At 37.4% G+C, this 21,331-nt stretch carries 22 protein-coding genes; 14 read left to right on the top strand and 8 right to left on the bottom strand.

Annotation, left to right across the window (positions count from 1 at the left end):
* Positions 1-122: 122 nt before the first annotated feature.
* Positions 123-1,937, top strand: coding sequence for an excinuclease ABC subunit UvrC (uvrC, locus tag A6M55_RS13330; RefSeq protein WP_064198088.1), 1,815 nt, complete (start codon positions 123-125; stop codon positions 1,935-1,937).
* Positions 1,938-1,997: 60 nt separating this feature from the next.
* Here uvrC and A6M55_RS13325 read toward each other — a convergent pair whose 3' ends face one another.
* From A6M55_RS13325 to A6M55_RS13310, 4 genes are all read right to left on the bottom strand, one after another.
* The gene (locus A6M55_RS13325) at positions 1,998-4,283 is read right to left on the bottom strand and encodes a T9SS type A sorting domain-containing protein (RefSeq protein WP_064198087.1); all 2,286 of its coding nucleotides are present in this window, start codon (positions 4,281-4,283) and stop codon (positions 1,998-2,000) included.
* A gap of 105 nt (positions 4,284-4,388) precedes the next feature.
* Positions 4,389-5,447, bottom strand: a complete 1,059-nt coding sequence (locus A6M55_RS13320) for a hypothetical protein (RefSeq protein WP_064198086.1) — start codon at positions 5,445-5,447, stop codon at positions 4,389-4,391.
* 21 nt (positions 5,448-5,468) lie between these two features.
* Complete coding sequence (locus A6M55_RS13315; protein ID WP_156511066.1) at positions 5,469-7,130, bottom strand: DUF6029 family protein; 1,662 nt, start codon at positions 7,128-7,130, stop codon at positions 5,469-5,471.
* Positions 7,127-7,693, bottom strand: coding sequence for a TlpA disulfide reductase family protein (locus A6M55_RS13310; protein ID WP_082893026.1), 567 nt, complete (start codon positions 7,691-7,693; stop codon positions 7,127-7,129). Before A6M55_RS13310 ends, A6M55_RS13315 begins: the two co-directional genes overlap by 4 nt.
* An 87-nt stretch (positions 7,694-7,780) precedes the next feature.
* Here A6M55_RS13310 and A6M55_RS13305 point away from each other — a divergent pair, with 87 nt between their 5' ends.
* From A6M55_RS13305 to A6M55_RS17320, 6 genes are all read left to right on the top strand, one after another.
* On the top strand, positions 7,781-8,773 hold the full coding sequence (locus tag A6M55_RS13305; protein ID WP_197491708.1) for an Omp28-related outer membrane protein: 993 nt from the start codon (positions 7,781-7,783) through the stop codon (positions 8,771-8,773).
* Positions 8,774-8,893: 120 nt separating this feature from the next.
* Entirely contained in the window at positions 8,894-9,313 is a 420-nt protein-coding gene (locus A6M55_RS13300) for a DUF1801 domain-containing protein (protein WP_064198138.1), read from the top strand.
* Between the two features lie 5 nt (positions 9,314-9,318).
* Positions 9,319-9,771, top strand: coding sequence for a GNAT family N-acetyltransferase (locus A6M55_RS13295; RefSeq protein ID WP_064198083.1), 453 nt, complete (start codon positions 9,319-9,321; stop codon positions 9,769-9,771).
* Positions 9,772-9,775: 4 nt separating this feature from the next.
* Positions 9,776-10,207, top strand: coding sequence for a GNAT family N-acetyltransferase (locus tag A6M55_RS13290; protein ID WP_064198082.1), 432 nt, complete (start codon positions 9,776-9,778; stop codon positions 10,205-10,207).
* A 5-nt stretch (positions 10,208-10,212) separates the two neighbouring features.
* Positions 10,213-10,413: a hypothetical protein gene (locus A6M55_RS17325; RefSeq protein ID WP_156511065.1), complete on the top strand. Its 201-nt coding sequence runs from the start codon at positions 10,213-10,215 to the stop codon at positions 10,411-10,413.
* Entirely contained in the window at positions 10,404-10,643 is a 240-nt protein-coding gene (locus A6M55_RS17320; RefSeq protein WP_156511064.1) for a GNAT family N-acetyltransferase, read from the top strand. The genes A6M55_RS17325 and A6M55_RS17320 overlap by 10 nt, the downstream gene beginning before the upstream one ends.
* A 100-nt stretch (positions 10,644-10,743) precedes the next feature.
* Here the strand turns inward: A6M55_RS17320 and A6M55_RS13280 are convergent, their stop codons facing one another.
* From A6M55_RS13280 to selD, 3 genes are all read right to left on the bottom strand, one after another.
* Positions 10,744-11,061, bottom strand: a complete 318-nt coding sequence (locus tag A6M55_RS13280; protein WP_064198081.1) for a hypothetical protein — start codon at positions 11,059-11,061, stop codon at positions 10,744-10,746.
* Positions 11,062-11,209: 148 nt separating this feature from the next.
* Positions 11,210-12,634: a glycoside hydrolase family 125 protein gene (locus A6M55_RS13275; RefSeq protein ID WP_064198080.1), complete on the bottom strand. Its 1,425-nt coding sequence runs from the start codon at positions 12,632-12,634 to the stop codon at positions 11,210-11,212.
* A gap of 78 nt (positions 12,635-12,712) precedes the next feature.
* Positions 12,713-13,744, bottom strand: a complete 1,032-nt coding sequence (gene selD / locus A6M55_RS13270; RefSeq protein WP_064198079.1) for a selenide, water dikinase SelD — start codon at positions 13,742-13,744, stop codon at positions 12,713-12,715.
* A gap of 84 nt (positions 13,745-13,828) precedes the next feature.
* Here selD and A6M55_RS13265 point away from each other — a divergent pair, with 84 nt between their 5' ends.
* The 7 genes from A6M55_RS13265 (at position 13,829) to glyA (ending at position 20,726) form a co-directional block, all read left to right on the top strand.
* On the top strand, positions 13,829-14,848 hold the full coding sequence (locus A6M55_RS13265) for a YhcG family protein (RefSeq protein WP_229235538.1): 1,020 nt from the start codon (positions 13,829-13,831) through the stop codon (positions 14,846-14,848).
* Between the two features lie 40 nt (positions 14,849-14,888).
* Entirely contained in the window at positions 14,889-15,578 is a 690-nt protein-coding gene (locus A6M55_RS13260) for an SAM-dependent methyltransferase (protein WP_064198078.1), read from the top strand.
* Positions 15,579-15,668: 90 nt separating this feature from the next.
* Entirely contained in the window at positions 15,669-16,307 is a 639-nt protein-coding gene (locus A6M55_RS13255) for an MBL fold metallo-hydrolase (RefSeq protein ID WP_064198077.1), read from the top strand.
* A 99-nt stretch (positions 16,308-16,406) separates the two neighbouring features.
* On the top strand, positions 16,407-17,153 hold the full coding sequence (locus A6M55_RS13250) for a phosphatidylcholine/phosphatidylserine synthase (protein ID WP_064198076.1): 747 nt from the start codon (positions 16,407-16,409) through the stop codon (positions 17,151-17,153).
* 23 nt (positions 17,154-17,176) lie between these two features.
* Positions 17,177-17,677, top strand: a complete 501-nt coding sequence (locus A6M55_RS13245) for a hypothetical protein (RefSeq protein ID WP_064198075.1) — start codon at positions 17,177-17,179, stop codon at positions 17,675-17,677.
* A gap of 222 nt (positions 17,678-17,899) precedes the next feature.
* Positions 17,900-19,204, top strand: coding sequence for a hypothetical protein (locus A6M55_RS13240; protein ID WP_064198074.1), 1,305 nt, complete (start codon positions 17,900-17,902; stop codon positions 19,202-19,204).
* Between the two features lie 229 nt (positions 19,205-19,433).
* Positions 19,434-20,726 (top strand): serine hydroxymethyltransferase, encoded by a 1,293-nt coding sequence (gene glyA / locus A6M55_RS13235; RefSeq protein WP_064198073.1) that lies wholly within the window; start codon positions 19,434-19,436, stop codon positions 20,724-20,726.
* A gap of 165 nt (positions 20,727-20,891) precedes the next feature.
* Here the strand turns inward: glyA and A6M55_RS13230 are convergent, their stop codons facing one another.
* Complete coding sequence (locus tag A6M55_RS13230; RefSeq protein WP_064198072.1) at positions 20,892-21,242, bottom strand: hypothetical protein; 351 nt, start codon at positions 21,240-21,242, stop codon at positions 20,892-20,894.
* Between the last annotated feature and the right edge of the window lie 89 nt (positions 21,243-21,331).

Here is a 21,331-nt window from a genome sequence, read left to right as displayed (position 1 = left end):
AAATTTATGCAATAAGTTGTCAAACAAAGAGGCACTAAAAAAATATTGAACCGTAAAATAAGTTAATTTTGTTTTCGATAGACACCAAGTAGCGATTATGCTGCATTTTTTGAAAATAGTATATGTCTGAAATAACATTTGATTATAAATCTGTACTGCCGCAACTACCCGAAGAGCCTGGAGTTTATCGCTATTTTGATGAAACTGGCGAGATAATTTATGTCGGGAAGGCCAAAAATCTAAAGAATCGGGTAAGTAGTTATTTTTATAATTTCAATCGTCACGACCGCAAAACTCGTCGTTTGGTGGTTTGTATTCGGAAACTCGAATTTACCATCGTTCCGACCGAATACGATGCACTTTTACTCGAAAATACACTTATAAAAAAGCATCAGCCTCGCTTCAATATCTTGCTGCGAGACGATAAAATGTATCCGTATGTGTGCGTCACAAACGAACGTTTTCCAAGGGTAATTACCACCCGCCGAATGGAAGATAAGAGTAAAGGTAAACTTTACGGGCCTTTTGTCAATTCGAAGGCAATGTATGCTTTGCTCGAAATGTTTAGCCAACTTTATACAATTCGGACTTGTATTCTGAACCTTTCGGAAGAAAATGTAGCGGCCAAGAAATTTAAAATTTGCTTAGAATACCATATCGGCAACTGCAAAGGCCCTTGCGAAAATCGCCAGTCGGAAGAAGAGTATAACAGAGAAATTGAGCAAGTACATCATATTCTCAAAGGCAATATTGCTCCAGCCAAGCAGTTTTTTGCACAAAAGATGCAGGATTCGGCCGCTAAACTGGCATTTGAAGAAGCTCATCAGTTTAAATTGAAATTGGATTTTCTGCAAAATTATCAAAGCAAAGCTACGGTTGTCAATCCTGCGATTAAGGATTTGGATGTTTTCAGCATTGTTTCTGATGAAAATTCGGCGTACCTCAATTTTATCAAAGTGATCAATGGCACAATTACACAAAGCCAAACTTTGGAAGTAAAGAAAAAGCTGGATGAAACCGAAGAGGAAATTTTAACGATGTTGATAGTAGAACTTCGACAAACGTATGAAAGTGAAGCGAAAGAAATTGTGACGAATATTCCGCTCGAAATTGATATGAAAGCCGAAATTGCCGTTCCACAAATTGGTGATAAGAGAAAATTGATGGAAATGTCGCTTAAAAATGTGATGTATTTCCAGCGAGAAAAAGCCGAACGTGAGGCTATTGCAGCCAGCGGAGCAACTAATAAACGTGATCGTGTACTGGTAAAACTCAAACAAGATTTGCAGTTAAAATCGCTTCCTCGCCACATAGAATGTTTCGATAACTCGAATATTCAAGGTACAAACCCTGTTTCAGCAATGGTTTGTTTTATTAATGGTCAGCCTTCGGTCAGAGATTACAGACATTATATTCCCAAAACTGTTGAAGGGCCAAATGATTTTGCGACGATGAAAGAAGTTGTAGGTAGAAGATATACCCGATTGATGGAAGAAAAGGCCGAATTACCTGATTTGATTATTATTGACGGTGGAAAAGGTCAACTATCGGCAGCTTGCGATGCCCTCAAAGAAATCGGGCTTTACGGACAAATTCCAATCATTGGTATTGCAAAACGCTTGGAGGAAATCTACTTCCCCGAAGATACGCTACCGCTTTATATTGATAAAAAATCAGAGTCATTAAAACTCATTCAACGTTGCCGTGACGAAGCTCACCGTTTCGGAATTACTCACCATCGTGACCGCCGAAGCAAGAATTTCTTGATTAGTAGCCTCGAAAGTGCCGATGGAATTGGCAAACTAACAGCCACCAAAGTTTTAAAGCAATACAAGACGATTTCTAATATAAAAAATGCACCTGAAGAAGATTTAATCAAACTAATCGGGAAAGATAAGACTCACCGAATTAAGGAGTTTTTGGAGAAGGAGAGTTAAAACGCTGGCAGGCAATTCCATTGTGGAAGTGTCTGCCAGCTTAGCTTTAGTATCCGTTTGCTATTTCATGATTACAATGCTTTTAGTCTCTACAAAAGCACCGTAGCTAAACTTCAATATATATTTTCCTGAACTCAAATGTGATAAATTAACAAAACGACGCTCCGAGAGATTCGGTATAGATTCCGAATGAACAAATTGCCCTTTTTCGTTATAGACTGCCAGCAATGAATTTTCTACATTTTCTTTTGACTCCAAGGTAACGATACCATTAGGTGTCGGATTTGGGTAAACGATAATTCCTGATAACTCAGTATTTGGTACAAATGAATACGCACCCGAAAGATTAGAACGGCAAGTAAGACTTTTGTTTGATACCGTAAAATTTCGGAGTGCTGTAACGGTTATAAAACTTTGGTTGCTCGTCTTTAGAAATCCAGTATTATTTGATAAAATATTACCATCTTGCTTCCATTCGTAGATCAAATCGCTCACTTCCGTTTTTTGTTTTGCTTGTAACGTAAATGCACCAACTTGGGTAATTTCGGGGGTTTCTGGGCGAGGTTTTATTGAAAAAATTGCTGGCTCAGATTCAACCGAAAAGCATCCATTTCTATCCTTTTGTCGAACAGTCACTCTATAATCTCCTGCATTTCCTAATGTGATAACAGGGGCATTTTGGTTAGTACTCCAAACACTTTCTGCTATACTTGTAGATGCCAGAGTAATCGTATTTCCTTCACATACTGCGACATCGCTCTGATAAATCACTGGTTTGCCTGGTAATGCAAGCATTTGGGCTTGAATGATATTTGATTCAGGCGATGCACAACCAGAAGTATTAATTCCTCGCACACTATATGAACCTGTATTTTTTACAGTTATCTGTTTTTGAGTTTCGCCAGTATTCCACACAAAAGAGGTATAATCGGGGCTGTCGGTCAATAAATCTGTACTTGTTCCTTCACAGAAAAAAGGACTTTGCCTTGCATAAGCAAAAGGTATTGTGACAGGAAATACTTTTTTTACATCAATAGTAGCAGTAAAGAAATAGTTACCTGTTTGGTCACGTACTATTCCGCTAAATACGCCATCTGATGCCGAAAGCGTTGTAGCAGTTGTATTATTTGACCATTTTTGCGAACTATATGAAGTGGGTAAACTCAGCGTAACTTTATCAATTACTTGGCAAGAAGCATTTAAAGAAACAATTGGTGAAGGTAAAAAAGGCGTTGATTGAGTAAAAAAACGATTTGTCATTTTTGTATCCCAAGCCTTCGCCAAATCTGAAATACCAGCATCTGTAAAATGAACACCCTCTGGTCGAGGTACTTGAATAGAATCAGTAAATGGCCCTTCAAAGATAAAATCCGCAGGATTAATCACGCTATTCTGTGCATTGATTACGGTTGGATAGGTTTGGTTAGTTTTGAATAAAGAAGAGCGAGAAACCATCCAATTTATTTTTTTACCCGTTTCTGTTCGGCTTTTCTCAATGATTTTTTTAAGAGCCGTTGCATAGTACTCTTGTGTAGTATTGAGTTCTGATTCCGCTTCTCCTTGATCCCACAAAACCGAACGGAGTCCTAACTGAGAAATATAATACTGTAAAGAAATTCGTAAATAAGAATAAGGTGTTTCACGAGGGAATGTAAACTGAAAAAATGGATGTTTGGTAGAAACCCCAATCGAGCTACTGTACCAATTTTCAATACTCGTACCTTCGTAAGCAGCATTGAAAAACATAATCGGCACATTGAGGCGTTTGGCCAGTAAATCGCCTAATTCGCCCCAACACCAAGCACCTTGACCACGTGGAGCAATTGATGACGTTCGTTCGATGTGTGAAAAACTTTGAAAAGGAGGAATTTCGTCTAAAAAATCTATTTTTTGGTAATCAAAACAATTTACACGGTCATCGACAGATGCTTTTTCACCGAAATTTCTTTTTCCTTCAGCATTTGATTGACCAGCAATCAAAAACACTTCACCAATACCAACTTTTTCGACTGAAGATTGAGCAACAACGGCACCGTTTTTCCAGCTTCTCACTTGTAGCTGATACCAGCCACCCGTACCTTTTATTGAGCCTATAAATGAGCCATTTTGTGGTTTATCTTTTATTATAGTCCAATCAGTAGCTACGCCTTGTCCCGCTTTTATAGGCACGAGCCTTGCTTCTATTTTCTCAATAACTCCCTCATAAATACCTGATATATAGACACTTGAAGTGTTATTATTATCTCTTTGGAAGACACTTCTTGTTAATGGCAGGTTAATTGTAATTTGGGCAAATCCAGCAAGATTAATGAATAATAAAACAACAGACAAAACAAGGTTTCGCATCAGTAAATACTGTATTTTGTTAAAAAATGACCACAAATATAGTCATTTTCTTAAATCTTTCTTAAAACAACATGAGTTTTGAATTATTTAAAGAAATTTACTTCCTTAACTACTCTTTTCACTTAGCCATTTTCTTACTTTTGATTCCCACTCTGCTTGCCCTTGACGAAAAAGGCTGTGATTGGTTTCGGCATCATATTGTTTTTGAAGCAGATTCATTTCTCGATAAGATTCCAAATATTCGTATTGAATCATACTATTCAAATCAATAATCAAATCTGCTTTCATGGCAGCAATTTTCTTTTTAAAACGCTCGGTTACTACTCTGGCAATATCAAAATGTAGTTGTTCGTGAGCCAGAGCATAATCGTTTAGGGAATTTGGCAAAACCCAAGACATCCCTCGTACCATATAAGTTTTTGTCGAAACTTTGGCCACAATGTAGCCATCAATTACCTGAAAACTTGCCCCATAAGCAAAATTGGCAAAGATAGCAGCTCCATAGCGAGTATTTGTAGGCTTGCCTCTGAAATCATCCCACGTAACTTTTCGGGTATGATGATAAATCGTGTCGTTATCGTTTACATCTGTTTCGGGAAGGAAAATAATTTTAACACCTTTAATGAGTGCCTCGTGTTTACTGCCGTTGAGTGTGAGCCATTTATCAAAATATTCGAGTGATTTGATAAATAAAGAAACTAAAATTGTCTCGTATTTCCCATTGGGCATTTGGGGGTCTGAGCGTAAAAAAGAGGTACTGGTGGTAGTTTCAGTGAGCGAAACTGTATCTTTCTTACCGATTCGGTCAAAAGCAACTTTTAGCTGTACTTGTCCTGAAAAATTACCGTTTGATAGTTTTGTTTCACTTATTTTTAAATCAAGAATTCGGTATCTAAGCGAAAGTTGGGTTTCTTTGTTTGGTAGCGATTGCGTAAGAAATTTCTTGATTGTAGGCTCAATTCCACCTTTAAAACTTATCGGCTCTTTTTGTGTAGCTGACAAAAAAACATTACCAATGTTTTCTCGTTGTGGTCGAGCATCGACAACACTATTGATAGCAAAACTGGGAGAAAAACTCACTTTTTCGGGACTAAGAGCAATCATTCTTTGCCCGAAAGACTCGAAAAATAACAATAAAAAAGGTAAAAGTCTGAGTATTTTCATCGGATTTTTGGTGTTTAAAACTCAAAAACTACTCGTAAGCGATGCACTAAAACCCGTATAAGCAGGCGTAAGTCGACAAATACCGCCCACACACAAAAGCCCTTCACGCTGACGACCGTAGCCAAATGATAATCGGTGGGCTTTATAGCTAAAAGCCGAACCAATATTTGGGTAGTGCGTTACTTTTTCAAAACTAAAGCTACCATAATTGATTTCATCAGAAATATAGAAAAAATAGTTGGGAGAAACACTGTATTCTACCAAACCCATAGCCCAGTTTCCTTTGTCTTGTTTGGTAACGAGATGTTGTAATTCAAAACGTAAAGCCTTCTTTTTCAAGAATTTGATAGTCCCATCAAAAATAAAAGTGTAAGATTTCACCATTTCTTGGTAAGTACCCAAAATCTGTCCTTTGTTATAATCAAGGTAAACAAAAACGATGTTGGTCTTAAACTTCTTCGACCATTTTTTCTCAAATTCGATATTTAAATCTCGGTAATATTTTTCTTTCCCAATTTCAAAAAAACTACTCTTATAACCTTCTTCGCCTTCGATTGTTTTTTTATTTAGAGCATTGAGTGCCGCAAAATTGAGCGAAAGCGTAGTATTCTTGTCAAGTGTATAAATGGCATCAAGCTGTCCACCAACTTCGCCCATCACTTGCGAGGCATACGGATAAAGTGTCAGCAGTCGATAAGAATGTTGCTTGGTTGTGGCAGGAATAAAACTTAGTAGTGCATTATTGAGGGTTTCGGAGCGTTGACTGCGGAAATCGAAATTATCAATGCGTTTGAGATTTAACGCCAACGAAAGTTTATCGAAATCCAGATTACTATTTATCAATAGACCCGAACCTCGGTGTGTAATGTAGCGATTGGCTGGCGTCCCATCAGCAGATTTTGTAACATATTCGGTCGAAAAACTAAAATTGTTTCGTTGAAAATTTACTCTTCCACCAACTGCCCAAACGTTGGATTTTACGCTTGTCAGAATACCATCATAAGGTTCGTTTTTGTTTACAAAACTAAGTCCTCCGCTCCATTGATTGGTGGCCGAATCTTTACTAAATTTAAAATCATTATCAAGCCCAATTACCAATCCATCGGCATGCTTGAAGCCTAATCTTTGCTTTCCACCTATCAATTTTACTGTATAATTTTTAGTCGGATTTGCCTTTAGTTGAAAACCATCAAGCGAAGTGTCCATTCCCAAAAAACGTTGTTCTTGCGTTCGGAGAATCATTCCACTACCAAATTGTTCATAAAAATTGCCTACCGTTGCCATGATTTTTTGGTTTTGGTAAGTTAAAAACTTATTCACTAATCCTCGTCCTTCCAAATTTAATGGATAGCCCAACAATGGAGGAAGATATGCTTCAAACCTCGCTCCTGCTCTAAATTTACGATATTGTGCTTGTAATGTAAGGTAATTATTTGAGGCTATTTTTGAATCTAATTGTTCATAAATCAGTGAATTATCATTGGTATATCGCTGAAAATCAGATTGAAAGCTTCCAGAAAAAGATTGCCCCTTAACCCCCGATGGGAGAACTGTAAAAAGGAAGATCAAAATAATAGTTATGACATTATTCATTGCCGTCTTGGGCGATCCCATCTGCTCTATCTGACGGTACTCAAAGAAAACATCATCAGACTTTAGTCTAAAGCAATAATACTTTCTCATTTGATTTTTCGGATAGTTTCGATGTAGGCTTCTTCATCGCCCGAAGCGTAAGAAGTATGCTGATAAATGATTTTACCTTGGGTATCCAACACAAACGTATGCGGTACGTTAAGTACATTCAAAGCTCGTTGAAAATCGCCATTTTCATCAATATATACCTCAAATTGCCATTTTTTACTGTTTATGAGCGTTGTCACACGCCCTTTACTTCGACTATCATCAACTGAAATAGCAATAAATCTGACTTTTTTTTCGGCTTTCCAATCTTCTAAATTTTCGTTAATGGCATTGATTTCTTGCAAACAAGGCTTACACCAAGTAGCCCAAAAACTAATGATTGTTGGTTGAGAGGCTTCACCAAATTGTTTTGTAGAAATCAACTGTCCTTTTAAGTCTTTTATTGAAACATCGGGTAGCGATTTTTGTGCAAAAGTGTTGAGAAGGAGCAAAGTGGCAAAGGTACAAAGACACGTAGTTTTAACAACTTTGGCGTTTATATTCCTTAACTTATTTGTGTTTGTCTTTGTGCCTCTGTGCCTTTGTGGCTTTGAACCTCGATTCATAAGTTTCATTTATAAACAAAAACGCAATTCTAATGCCAAAGATTGTAAGGCATGATTTTTGTGATTGTTTCAGAAAAATACATCACAATGAATAAAACACTTCTCAAGGCGATTTTCTTTGTTTTTAGCACGTTTGTGTTCTTGCAATGTACCAAAGAAACTGCCTCCGAGCCAGAACCTATTGTTATAACCGAACCCGTTTCGACCGACCCAAATATTGGTTGTACTGATGTCGCTGCTACCAATTTTAAATCAACAGCCACCGAAGATGATTGTAGCTGTAAGTATGATTACGTAAGCAAGGTTTCAAGCACAATTCCACAAGATTTCACAAAAAAAATCTTACTCGAAGAGCATTCTGGTACTTGGTGTGGTTGGTGTCCGTTGGCCAAAGAAACCTCTAAAAAGCTAACTGCAAATTCGAGAGTGATAAGCGTTGAGATTCATTATAATGATGAAATGACAGCCGATAAAGATAAGATTTATAATCCTCTGAAAAATAAATACGGACATCCTGCATGGCCTTCAGGCATGGTCAATCGCCGAAAGTCGATTGTGGGAAGTACATTTATCATTGGTGAGAGCGATTGGGCGGCTAATGTCAATGATTTACTAAAAACCGAGAAAGTTGCCGCAGGAATTGCGATAGAAAGTAATCTTAATGACAATGAACTCACGGTTTTGAGCCATGTAAAGGTAAATGCCGTTGCGGATGACACTTATGGTTTGGGGATTTATTTGGTAGAAGATAAAGTTTCGGGTTTTCCACAGGCAAATTATGCAAGCCGAAATACCCTTTTCCAGAAATATGAAGCCTATACTTTGCCTTCCATGATTGATAATATTTTGCACGAAAACGTCGCCCGTGATGCAATCGCTCCTCTAATTGGAGGTTTAAATATTCCATCGGCAGCTACCAAAAACAGTAAACTTTACAAGAAACTATTCAAAATTACGCTTCCAAATAGCATTAAAGTAAAAGAAAATTGTCAGATTGTGGCTTTCTTGATGAATCAAAAAACCAATGAAATTGTAAACGTTCAGATTGCTGCAATTGAAAAAGTGAAAGATTGGGAGTGATTTTTAGTCGAATGGCTATAGACAACAGTCAACAGTAAGTTGTAAATTATCTTGAAAACCTCTGTGTATTTTGATATGCAGAGGTTTTTTGTTTATTTAGAAGGCAAAATAAAATTTACTATGGCAACTAACAAAACTACCGAAACAAACGCCAGCACTATTGATTTTATTAATCAACTTACTGACGAAATCAAACGCAACGATGGCTTTCGATTAGTTGAGATTTTCCAAAATCAAACAAATCTTGAACCTAAAATGTGGGGACCAAGCATCATTGGTTTTGGAAGTTATCATTATAAATATGCCAGTGGGCATGAAGGCGACGCTCCATTAGTAGCATTTTCGCCACGAGCTACAGCCATTTCTTTGTATCTGCATTTACCAGCCGAACAAAGAGAGAATTTATTGCAAAAACTGGGCAAAACTAAATCTGGAAAAGGCTGTATTTATGTAAAGAAACTCGCTGATATTAACCTCGATGTGCTTAATGAACTGATTGATATTTCGGTGAATTCTCTCAGACAATTGTATCCGTCTTGAAAACTATGAGTATAGAACTACGAGTGATAAATCTGGAAGAAGATAAATCCAATCCTATTTTTGTAAGCGACGAATGCCAACAAGTATTTGAAATATACAGAGATTATTACCCTCAAATCGGCTTTCATCTACCTTGGGTAGGCTATTTTGTAATTCGTGAAAATATAGTTGTCGGGGCATGTGGCTTCAATGGACAACCACAGGATGGAAAAGTCGAGATTTCATACTGGACTTTTGACGCTTTTCAACGAGAAAATGTAGCAACTTTTGCCTGTCGAGAATTAATTAAAATTACCCAAAATACAGACCCAAAGTTAATCATTACAGCCAAAACTGCTCCCGAAAAAAACGCTTCGACGAAAATCTTAGAAAAAAACGGATTTATATTCAAAGAGATAGTACAAGACCACGAAATTGGTAATGCGTGGCTTTGGCAACTAACACACGAAAAAAGCTAAAAACATGATAATCAAAGAAATAACAAGCCTTACGCCAGCCATACAAAATGCAGTTCAGCACTTTATTGATTTGCTCGTAACTACCCCATATACTGCTTCTAATGAGCTACTTACAGCTCTTGTAGCTTCTGAAAATAGTCATTTATTTTTGGCTTTTGATGAGGCAGAAAATATTTCTGGGATGTTAACCGTAGGAATGTATTACAGTCCAACTGGCAAAAAAGCGTGGGTTGAAGACGTCGTAGTAGCTGATACTTTTCGTGGACAAGGAATTGGCCAAAAATTGGTGCAACACGCTATTGAGTTTGTGAAATCAAAAAATGTAAGTTTATTGATGCTCACCTCACACCCAAGCCGAATTGCAGCCAATAAACTCTATCCAAGAGTGGGTTTCAATAAACGAGAAACCAATGTTTATAAAATGATTATTAAATAAAAATCATGAATTTAAAGCCTTACGAAAATAGCTTCCGCAATGAAATAATTGAGGTTTGGGAAAGTTCGGTCAGAGCAACGCATCTTTTTTTGAGCAAAGCAGATATAGAATTTTACAAGTCGTTAGTAAAAGATATAAATTTCGATGAATTTGATGTTTATTGTGCCTTTTCGGAGCAAAACGAACTCATTGGTTTATGGGTATAGCCGAACAAAAACTCGAAATGCTATTTCTGAAACCCGATTATATAGGTAAAGGCTTAGGAAAATATATGACAAAATATGCCATTGAGCAACTTAAAGTCAATGAAGTAGATGTAAACGAAGACAATAAAAATGCAGTTGGTTTCTATCAAAATTTAGGTTTTGTACAGTACGACCGCACGCCACTTGATGGCTGCAACAAACCTTATCCGATTTTGAAAATGAGGCTATAATTTCTTCTTGACCTAATGAAGTGTCTTAGTTATTGTTATTCGTTCATATAGATTTGTATAAACCTATTTCAGTACATGGCACTCTCCTATTCGTAATTTATCAGCAATTCTTTGTTTCAATGATTTTACCTAAATTGACTACAAAATAATAATCTTCAGGGTCTTTTGAGCCTCGTGGTGCTTCATCAAAAAGTTCGAGTTCTGTGCCTTTCCATTCTATTAGTATTGTCGGTACTTTTCCTTCAAATCCATTTCTAAGCTCAACGGCATCATACTCTCTGAATCTTACTCCTTCTTTGTCATTTATTAATAGTTGTTCTTCCCAAAACGGTATAAAATCTTGATACACTTCAGTTTTTTCTCCACTCAAAATCTCATCAAAATCATCTTTTAAAATGGCTATCTTTAATATTTTCATTGTTTTAAGGTTTGGGTAATGGTATTTCTAAATCTAATAAATTTTATATGTATGTTATGATGTAATCATTCGCTCTACGAAGTCTCCGACTTCGTAGGTGCAACGCTACAAAGTCAGAGATTCTTCAAAATGAGAATTTATTCTACAATTAAAGCACATTTTGCAATAAATGTGGGCGTTCTTTGGCCACTTTCAATATCATTTCTCCAAAAAGTGTATTGGCCCACGCAAACCATTTTCTCGTGAATTTAGCTGCATCATCTTTATCAAATGACTCGTGCATGAAACCCGTGTTGGCGTGCGTGTTTTTTAAGAATTTGAGTTGCTGTAAAATCTCTTTATCATCAGTTGAAGTCATGGCTCGCATAATAATGCTCAATGGCCAAATCTGATTAACTAATGTATGTGGACTACCAACACCTTCGGCCGCTTTTCCTTTGAAAAAATACGGGTTCGAGTTGCTCAACACAAATCGGCGAGTATTTTGGTAAATTGGGTCGGTAGCTTTTACTGCCCCCAAATACGGCAAACTCATTAGATTTGGCACGTTGGCATCGTCTTGTAGCAGACAATTCCCGAAACCATCTACTTCCATAGCGTAGATTTTACCAAATTTCGGGTGCGTAATAACAGCATGTTTTTTAATGGCGGCCTCTACTTCATTCGCAAAAGCTTGACATTCTTTGGCAAAATCGGCATTTTTATAAACATTGGTGGCAATCTCAGCGATTTGTCGGAACGACACCACGGCAAACAAATTGGCAGGAATCAAAAACGGATAAACCGTGGCATCATCCGATGGACGGAAAATGCTATGAATCAATCCATTAGGTTTGGTTACATTGCCCAGTCCATTACCTGGGACAGTATCAGTTGACCAAGAAGTTGTTCGTCCGAAACGGTATTTCCCTACGCCTTTATATCTTTGTTGTTCACGGCAAGTGGCAATGATACTTTGAGCAGCTTTCAGCCATTTTTCGTCAAAAACACTCGTGTCATTAGTCAATTTCCAATAATTATGAGCTAAACGAACCGTGTAGCAAAGCGAATCAAGTTCCCATTTGCGTTCGTGGAGTTCGGGTTTCATATCGGTATGATCGCTCATCCATTCTGATTTTCCTGGGCCATCATTAAACGCATTGGCATACGGGTCAATCAAAATACATTCGGTTTGGCGGTTGATTACGCCCGCAATAAGTTGTTGCAGAGCGGCATCTTCTTTCATCAAACTTAAATAGGGTGTTACTTGTGCAGTGCTATCTCGCAACCACATGGCATGAATATCGCCCGTAATCACAAAGGTATCGGGGCGGTCGCCTTTCTTTTTGAAATGAACTGTTGTGTCAAGTGTATTCGGGAAACAGTTTTCAAACAACCACGCCAACTCAGGATCTTTAATCTGAGTTTTCATGCGGTTAATGGTAGCTTCGATGGCCGAACTACTAAAATTTCGTTTGTTGGCCGAAACCCTCACACTTGGAAAATCTTGTGCGAAACCTTTGGTTTGAATCAATAAACCCATACCAGCCAATGTACTTTGCTGAATAAATTTGCGACGGTTGATGTTTTGCATTTATATGGTCGATGTTTTGTTCTCAAATTTCATAGCGAAGGGTTCACCAACCCATCGTTATGAATAAAAATTGGGTAATTAAATCACATTGATACTCTTCTCAGTTTTAGCAATCATTTGTCCGAAAGGCTCAATTTCAATGCCATTTTCTTGTAAAATTCGTTCTAATGCCTCTTTTCCTGCTGGTTCTACGGCAATCAAAAGCCCTCCGCTGGTTTGTGGGTCGGCCAATAAAATTCTTTGCGTATCATTGATGGCCGAAACTTTTTCACCATAACTTTCCCAGTTGGTATTACAGCCTTTTGGAGCACAAAACGGATATAAATAATCATTCGCTTCGGGCATTTTCGGCACTTTTTCATAGCTGATTTCAGCACTTAGATTACTACCTTCGCACATTTCTACCAAGTGGCCTAAAAGACCGAAACCTGTTACATCAGTCATGGCTTTTACTGCCGAAAGTTTTCCCAGCTCTGCTCCTACTTTATTGAGCTTAGACATCTGATTAACAGCCACCTGCAAATATTCTGAATTTGAAATACCCATTTTCTGAGCCGTTGACAAAAGTCCAACACCCAAAGGTTTAGTCAGATATAATAAGCAGCCTTCGGTAGCAGTTGAGTTTTGTTTTAGATGCTCAATTTTTACTTTCCCAGTTACCGCCAAGCCAAAAAATGGCTCGGGACTATCAATGCTATGTCCACCTGCCAACGGAATATTGGCTGCTGTGCAAGTAGCTCGACTACCATCCAGTACTTTCTGAGCAATTTCGGCAGGAATTATATCAATCGGCCAACCCAAAATGGCAATCGCCATCATTGGTTCTCCACCCATTGCGTAAATATCGCTGAGAGCATTGGTCGAAGCGATACGCCCAAAATCAAAGGCATCATCAACGATTGGCATGAAAAAATCAGTCGTACTGATAATGGCTTCGCCATTGCCTAAATCAAAAACTGCGGCATCGTCTTTGTCTTTATTTCCCACCAAAAGGTTCGGAAACGTATTTTGTGGCGTAATTGTGTGTAAAATTTGGTCAAGAACTTTGGGCGAAATTTTACATCCACAACCCGACCCGTGGCTATATTGAGTAAGTTTTATTTCCGACATATCTGATTAATGATTTTTTAAGCGTCGTAAAAATACATAATATTGTAAAACGATTTTTGTTAATACCATTATTTATAAAGTCTTGTGAATATTCTAAATCAACACATTATTGGCGATATAAAAGCAATTATTGCCAATGCTCAAGAAAAAGCTATTCGCTCTGTTGACTTAGAGCGAACACTCATGTACTGGCACATAGGTAAACGTATTTTTGAAGAAGAACAACAAGGGAAAGACCGTGCTGAGTATGGGAAATACATCATCAAGTACCTTTCTGAGCAACTACAACCTGAATTTGGCAGCGGTTTTGGCGTTCGTCAGTTGGAGCGTTATCGTCAATTTTATCGCATATTTCCAATTACGTCCGCACTGCGGACGCAATTGAATTGGACACAATATAAACTTCTTTTAAGTATAAATGACGAGCATAAAAGAGAGTTTTATATTGCGGAATCGGTAAAAAATGTTTGGACTTCTCGTGAACTTGAACGCCAAATAAATAGTCAGCTATACGAACGACTACTTTTAAGCAACGACAAAGAAAGTGTATTGGCTGTTGCTAAAAAAGAAAAAATACCTACCGATGCCAAAGAGGTTATCAAAGACCCTATGGTATTAGAATTTTTAGGGTTAAAGCGAGAATCAGCCTATTATGAGAAGGATTTAGAACAAGCTATTATTACCCATCTACAAGATTTTCTTTTAGAAATTGGCAACGGCTTTTCGTTTGTTGCTCGACAAAAACGTATCCATTTAGATGGCGATGAGTTCTTTGTAGATTTAGTTTTCTATAACCGTCTTTTGCAAAGTTTTGTAATTATTGAGCTAAAAAATCATAAACTCACTCACCAAGATTTAGGACAACTCCAAATGTATGTTAATTACTACGACCGAGAGGAGAAATTACCACACGAAAACCCAACAATAGGAATTTTACTTTGCACCGATAAAAACGATTCGGTCGTAAAATATACCTTACCTTCTGATTCCAAAAACATAGTTGCCAGTCAATATCAACTATATTTACCATCTGAAAGCCAACTTTTAGCTGAAGTTCGGAAAGAATTAGATGCTTTTGAAGATAAAATTAAGAATAATGATTAGTACAATTTTACGCTGAAATCGAAGCTGAACTAAACAAAATATGACCCTTTTTCTGATACCAACCATTCTCGCACCCGATACGCAAGAAACCGTTTTACCACCTCAAATAAAAGCAGTCGTGAGCGAACTGAATGTTTTCTTTGTGGAAGAACTCCGCACTGCCCGAAGATTTATCAGTAGCCTAAAGCTCAATAAAGTAATTGATGATATTACGTTTTATGAACTAAACAAAGATACACCCCACGACCAAACCCTTGCTCAGCTCAAAACACTAAAAACCGATGCGGGTATCATTAGCGAAGCAGGTTGCCCAGGTGTGGCCGACCCTGGAGCGGTTGCCGTAGGTTTTGCTCACCAACTCGGGCATAAAGTTGTACCATTGGTGGGTCCAAGTTCGATTCTCATGGCTTTGATGGCTTCTGGTTTCAACGGGCAAAGTTTTACGTTCAATGGTTATCTGCCAATTGATAAACAACTGAGAATAAAATCTTTAAAAGATTTAGAGCAACTGGCAAAGAAAAAACAGCAAACGCAAATTTTTATGGAAACTCCTTTCCGAAATAATCAATTACTGGAAGATGTTTTACAAAGTCTGAACCCCGAAACTTTACTATGTATCGCCTGCAACGTAACGGCCCAAGACGAGTTCATCAAAACGCTTCGAGTGAAAGACTGGCGAAAATCTAAACCCGATTTACACAAAAAGCCCACTATTTTTTTACTTTTGTAGAAAAACCTGCTGTATGCAATAGGCTATACACTCTAAGCAAACAGATTAGAAATATTTTCAAAAAGGCATACAGCCTAATGCACTTACAACATGATAAACATACATTCCTTTACATTCTCACCAATTGCGGAAAATACATACATTTTGTGGGACGAAACTCACGAAGCCGTCATTATTGATGCTGGCTGTTTGGCACAATACGAGAAAGAAGAACTGGCCGATTTTATTACAGATAATCGCTTAGTAGTAAAACAGTTAGTACAAACGCACTGCCATCTCGACCATGTTTTTGGAGCTGCCTACGTAAAGCGTAAGTTCGGTGTAAAGATGCTGATTCACAAAAACGAAATTCCGATTTTAGCTGATGTAGAAAACCGCTGCCGAATGTGGGGAATAAGAGGTTATGAACCCGTAGAAGCAGATGCGTTTATTAATGAAAATGACAAGATTTTCTTCGGAAATTCGGAACTTGAAATAAGATTTGTGCCAGGCCATGCTCCTGGGCATTTGGCTTTTGTGAATCATGCACAGAAATTTGTGATTGGTGGCGATGTACTTTTCAAAGGAAGTGTTGGACGAACAGATTTTCCATTTTGTAGTCACGAAGCATTGATTCATAGCATCGAAACACAGTTTTTAACACTCGATGATGATTATACGGTTTATAGTGGTCATGGCGAGCCAACCACGATTGGCTATGAACGCAAGACAAATCCATTTTTAATTTGAAAAGATTTCAATAATTGATGCTGTGGTTGTAGAATAAATACTAAAAAATAAGTTTTATTCACTCATTCACTCATTCACTCATTCACTCATTGGACTAACATGAAATTATTTACTATTCCAAATATCATGACACTCGGCAATCTACTTTGTGGTTGCTTGGGTATCGTTTTTGTTTTTGAAGGCAATCTACTTTGGGCTTCTTATCTGATATTTATTGCAGGGATTCTTGACTTTCTCGATGGTTTTGTGGCACGTTTGCTCAAACAGCATTCTGAAATTGGGAAACAACTCGATTCTTTGGCTGATATGGTTACGTTTGGAGTGTTGCCTTCATTTATTCTTGCCAAATTGATTCAGATTACAACAACTCAAAATACTGTTTTATCTGATTTAATTCCGTCAAATCTTTTATCACAAACACATTTGCCTACTTTAGCTTATGTGGCATTTATTTTGGCACTTTTTTCATGTTTGCGTTTGGCCAAATTCAACATTGATACTCGTCAGTCCGATTCATTTATTGGCGTTCCTACACCCGCCAATGCTTTTGTGGTGGCGGCTTTTCCGTTGATTTTAGAATTTAATCCTGAATACAAATTCTTAATTCTTAACTCCACCTTATTAATTAGTTACACGCTCATCATGAGTTATCTACTAATTTCAGAAATACCTTTGTTTGCACTCAAATTCAAGAATTTTTCTTGGGGTTCTAACCAAATAAAGTACATTTTTCTGATTCTTTCTGTAATTTTACTGGTGATTCTGCAATTCGTTGCCATACCGTTAATCATATTTTTGTACATCATTTTATCGGTTATCAATAACTTTCTGCCGAAAAACTCATAAACCGTCATTTAAAATATAAAATTATGCAAAATCCATTTGAAGAAAACCAAACCTCCGTTCGTCCGATGTTTCTGACGATTTTATGTGTTCTAACACTCATCTGGAACGCCTACAAATTCTATGGAGCAATTCCGAATATTTTTACCCCAGAAAAAGTAATCGAGAGTAAAGAGCAAGCCAACGAAATGGTGATGGATATGTTTTCAAAATATATGTCGGAAAAAGACCTTGAAAAAATTGAAGAATCGCAAGAAGAAGCCAACAAACTCATTCAAAAAGATACCTTGATTACTACTGGCGTTATGACCTTAATTTCGAGTATTTTATTGATTTTAGGAGCAATTTGGATGTGGGGACTCCGTAAAAAAGGCTTTTGGGTATATATTGCGGGCAATGCCATTGGTGTTATTGCTCCAATCGTTATCATGGGTGGAGCCGCAGGTTGGGGTATCGGAATTATGGCTTTAATTAATGCTGCTATTTTCTCGGGGCTTTATGCAATGAATCTCAAGTTTTTATCCTAAGATTTTGTTAAAACTTTGTTAATGTTTTCTAAAACCTACTCAACTTTGGGTAGGTTTTTCTATTTTTAGATAGATTTTGCCCGTAGGAACGTCCAAATTGGACGTTCCTACAAAATTCATCAGAATTTATTTTTTGATAATTAGGTTAAATTAGATTGTCTGAACATTAGCAATAAACACCGCCACCGCATTATCTGCGAACTGGAAATTCGCCCCACATCTATGAAAAAACTCTTACTATCATTCATATTTTTATTTTCCTGTAGGGTTTTATTCGCCCAAGGCGATTTTACTCGTATCTACCACCCAATCATCAATTCGGCCGAATTAGCCATTGTTGATACCAATTATTACGAAGCTCTTGATTATTACAAAGCTGCTTTTGATAATGTAAAAAAGCCCTTCGCCAAAGATTATTACAATGCCGCCATTTGTGCAGCAATGGTAGGAAAGATGAATACAGTTTTTGATTATTTAGAGAAAATCGTAGAAAAAGGCTATCCTTCGGATAGTTTACGGAAAGATGCGTTTTTTAAATATGTGGCCGATACTTGCAAAGTTTGGAAGAAATTTGAAAGCCAAATGAGGCTCGTAAAACCGAGTATCAATCGTGAATTGCGAGATAGTCTAAAGGTTTATCATGCACTCATTACTCAAGAGCCATACACGCCACTCACGGCCGAACTGCGGACATTCTACAAAGAATACACAAAAAAACTCCAAGATTCAGTAATGGTTAAAGATAGGAAAACAGGAAAAAAAGAAGTTTTCACACAAGTCATATTTCCCGACAGTTTAACTTATTTTTATGGAAAAATGCCGGAAAAACTAATTAAACAATTAGATAGCCTACGAAAAATCAATGATTTGAAAACCTCGAATAATATGCGTTTAGCGGTTCATAAAGCACTAAATTTTATTGATATTTATGGTTTTCCTGATGAAAGTTTAATTGGCTTACCTGAATTTAATACGAAGCATTCACGGGTATTTAGGTTTAACATTTACCGACAAAATGATTACCCTATTTTAGACAGAAACTTAGCTGTAAGCATTTTGGGTGGCTCACTATTTACCTACGGCAAAGACTTGACCCCGATGCTCATTCAAGCAATTAGAGACGGAAAAATCCCTCCTCATCAAATTAATCGAGTTGGCAACGCTCCTTTGGAAACCAATAATTCCAATGCTGAGAAAACACCCAATTTCTACTCAATGGGAAATGTAAAAGTGCTACAATACCGATTAGATGAAAACCTAAACTGTGAAAACAGACTTCTACAAGGCAAAGACGATAAAAAGTTTTGGAAAAAAGAGCAACTATCACTTTACAGCGAGGCCGAAATCAACGAAAAACGCCTTGATATTGGCTTAGAAACATTGGCAGATGCCTATAAAAAAGCATTTTTCAAGGCACACCCAAGAGTCTTTATTATTAATGGTGGTAGTTACCAAACCGAACTTTCGTATGTTTCAAGCTGTGAGGTTTTAGAAAAAATGCTGAAAGAAAGTACGTTTGTGCGATAATAAACACTTTCACACTGCGAAGCATTTCTGTGGACTATTCACTATCGTCTATCGACTAAAAATATAACTTTACCAAGAAACTTCTCAACAATTCAAAGTCAGCCAAATATTATTTTGTCAAAAATTCATCTTCTATTAATTATCAGTTAATTTTGTAATCTAATGACTCCAAAGCTGGTGTTGGTTGGAAACACCAATAACCAATAACTGATAACCAATTTACCAAATTATGTCTGTAGAAACTTCCATCATTCGTGACACGCAAATCTTTGATTTAATCACGAAAGAAAACAATCGCCAATTACATGGCATCGAATTGATTGCTTCTGAAAACTTCGTGTCGCCACAGGTGATGGAAGCGGCAGGTAGTGTTTTGACAAATAAATACGCTGAAGGTCTCCCAGGAAAACGCTATTATGGTGGTTGTGAGGTAGTTGACCAAGTTGAGCAAATCGCTATCGACCGTCTCAAACAATTATTTAATCTTACTTGGGCAAACGTTCAGCCGCACTCTGGAGCTCAGGCAAATATGGCGGTTTTTGTGGCATGTTTGAAACCTGGTGATAAAATTTTGGGCTTTAACCTTGCCCACGGTGGACACCTTTCGCACGGTTCGCCTGTAAATATTTCAGGAAAATACTTCCAACCTTTCTTCTACGGTGTTGAGCAAGAAACTGGTCTAATCGACTGGAATAAAGTGGAAGAAACTGCTCACCGTGAGCGTCCGAAAATGATTATCTGTGGAGCCTCGGCTTATTCTCGTGACTGGGATTATATCCGTCTTCGCCAAATTGCCGATTCAATCGGTGCAATCCTATTGGCTGATATTTCTCACCCAGCAGGTTTGGTGGCTAAAGGTTTATTAAATGACCCATTCGACCACTGCCATATCGTGACAACAACTACGCACAAAACCCTTCGTGGTACTCGTGGTGGTGTAATCATGATGCGTAATGATTTCCCAAATCCTTTCGGAATTACAACGCCAAAAGGCGAAATCAGAATGATGTCATCTTTATTAGATTCTGGTGTTTTCCCAGGAACACAAGGTGGACCATTGGAGCATATTATAGCCGCTAAAGCCATTGCTTTTGGCGAAGCTTTAACCGAAGGTTTTTATAACTACCAAGTACAAGTTCAGAAAAATGCCAAAGTAATGGCTCAAGAATTTATGAACCGTGGCTATAAAGTTATTTCTGGTGGAACAGATAATCACTTGATGTTGATTGACTTACGTCCGAAAAACTTGACTGGTAAAATTGCTGAAAACTCATTGATTCAAGCAGATATTACAGTTAACAAAAACATGGTTCCGTTTGATGATAAAACCGCCATGACAACTTCGGGTATGCGTGTAGGAACTTCAGCCATGACCACTCGTGGTTTGGTAGAAGCCGACATGATTCGTATCGTTGATTTAATTGATGAAGTATTGATGAATCATGATAACGCAACGAAAATTGCGAATGTTAGAGGCGAAATCAACAATTGGATGAAAAACTACCCATTGTTTCAATATTAATTATTGGTCATAAAAGGAAGTCTTCCTTTCGAGAGAAGCCTTCCTTATTTCCTTAAAAGCTAAGAAATAAGAAAGGCTTGGTTCAAACGAATCAAGCCTTTTTCTAAACCCTAACTAAACCGTATATAAATTCTTTCTGAACGAAACGGAGCTTCGTTCCACAGATTACGCTACTAAATAATATTCAAAATCTTGTTTGATTGCTATACACTCTCCTTTTGCTTCTTTCAAGACTTCGCATTTCGCTATGCTCTTCCCGAATATTTTTTCTGTAAAAAACTCAACCACATAATTGGTTAGCATTTCTACAAACGATTGTGCGTTGGTATCTTCTTTTACGATTGAAATGCTTTCCAGATTTACTTTGATTGATTTTTCGAGTTCGTTTACCAAGTTTTTTTGTTTAGTATTTTTGCTCAAAGTGCGTTGCTGCTCATAGGTATTATGAGGAAAACCCATAGCCATTGAACCGAAACTAAAAGAAGTGATTGCAAGGAGTAATAATAGCTTTTTCATGTTCTTGTGTTTTGCGTGTCTGAACTCATTATCTGATTGACAATACAAAGATATGTGTTTTATTTAGTATTATGCAATACATAGTACCT

It is taken from the genome of Emticicia sp. MM, assembly GCF_001649495.1.
Note: the sequence above shows the minus strand (reverse complement) of the source record. Positions and strands in the feature narration are given on the sequence as shown.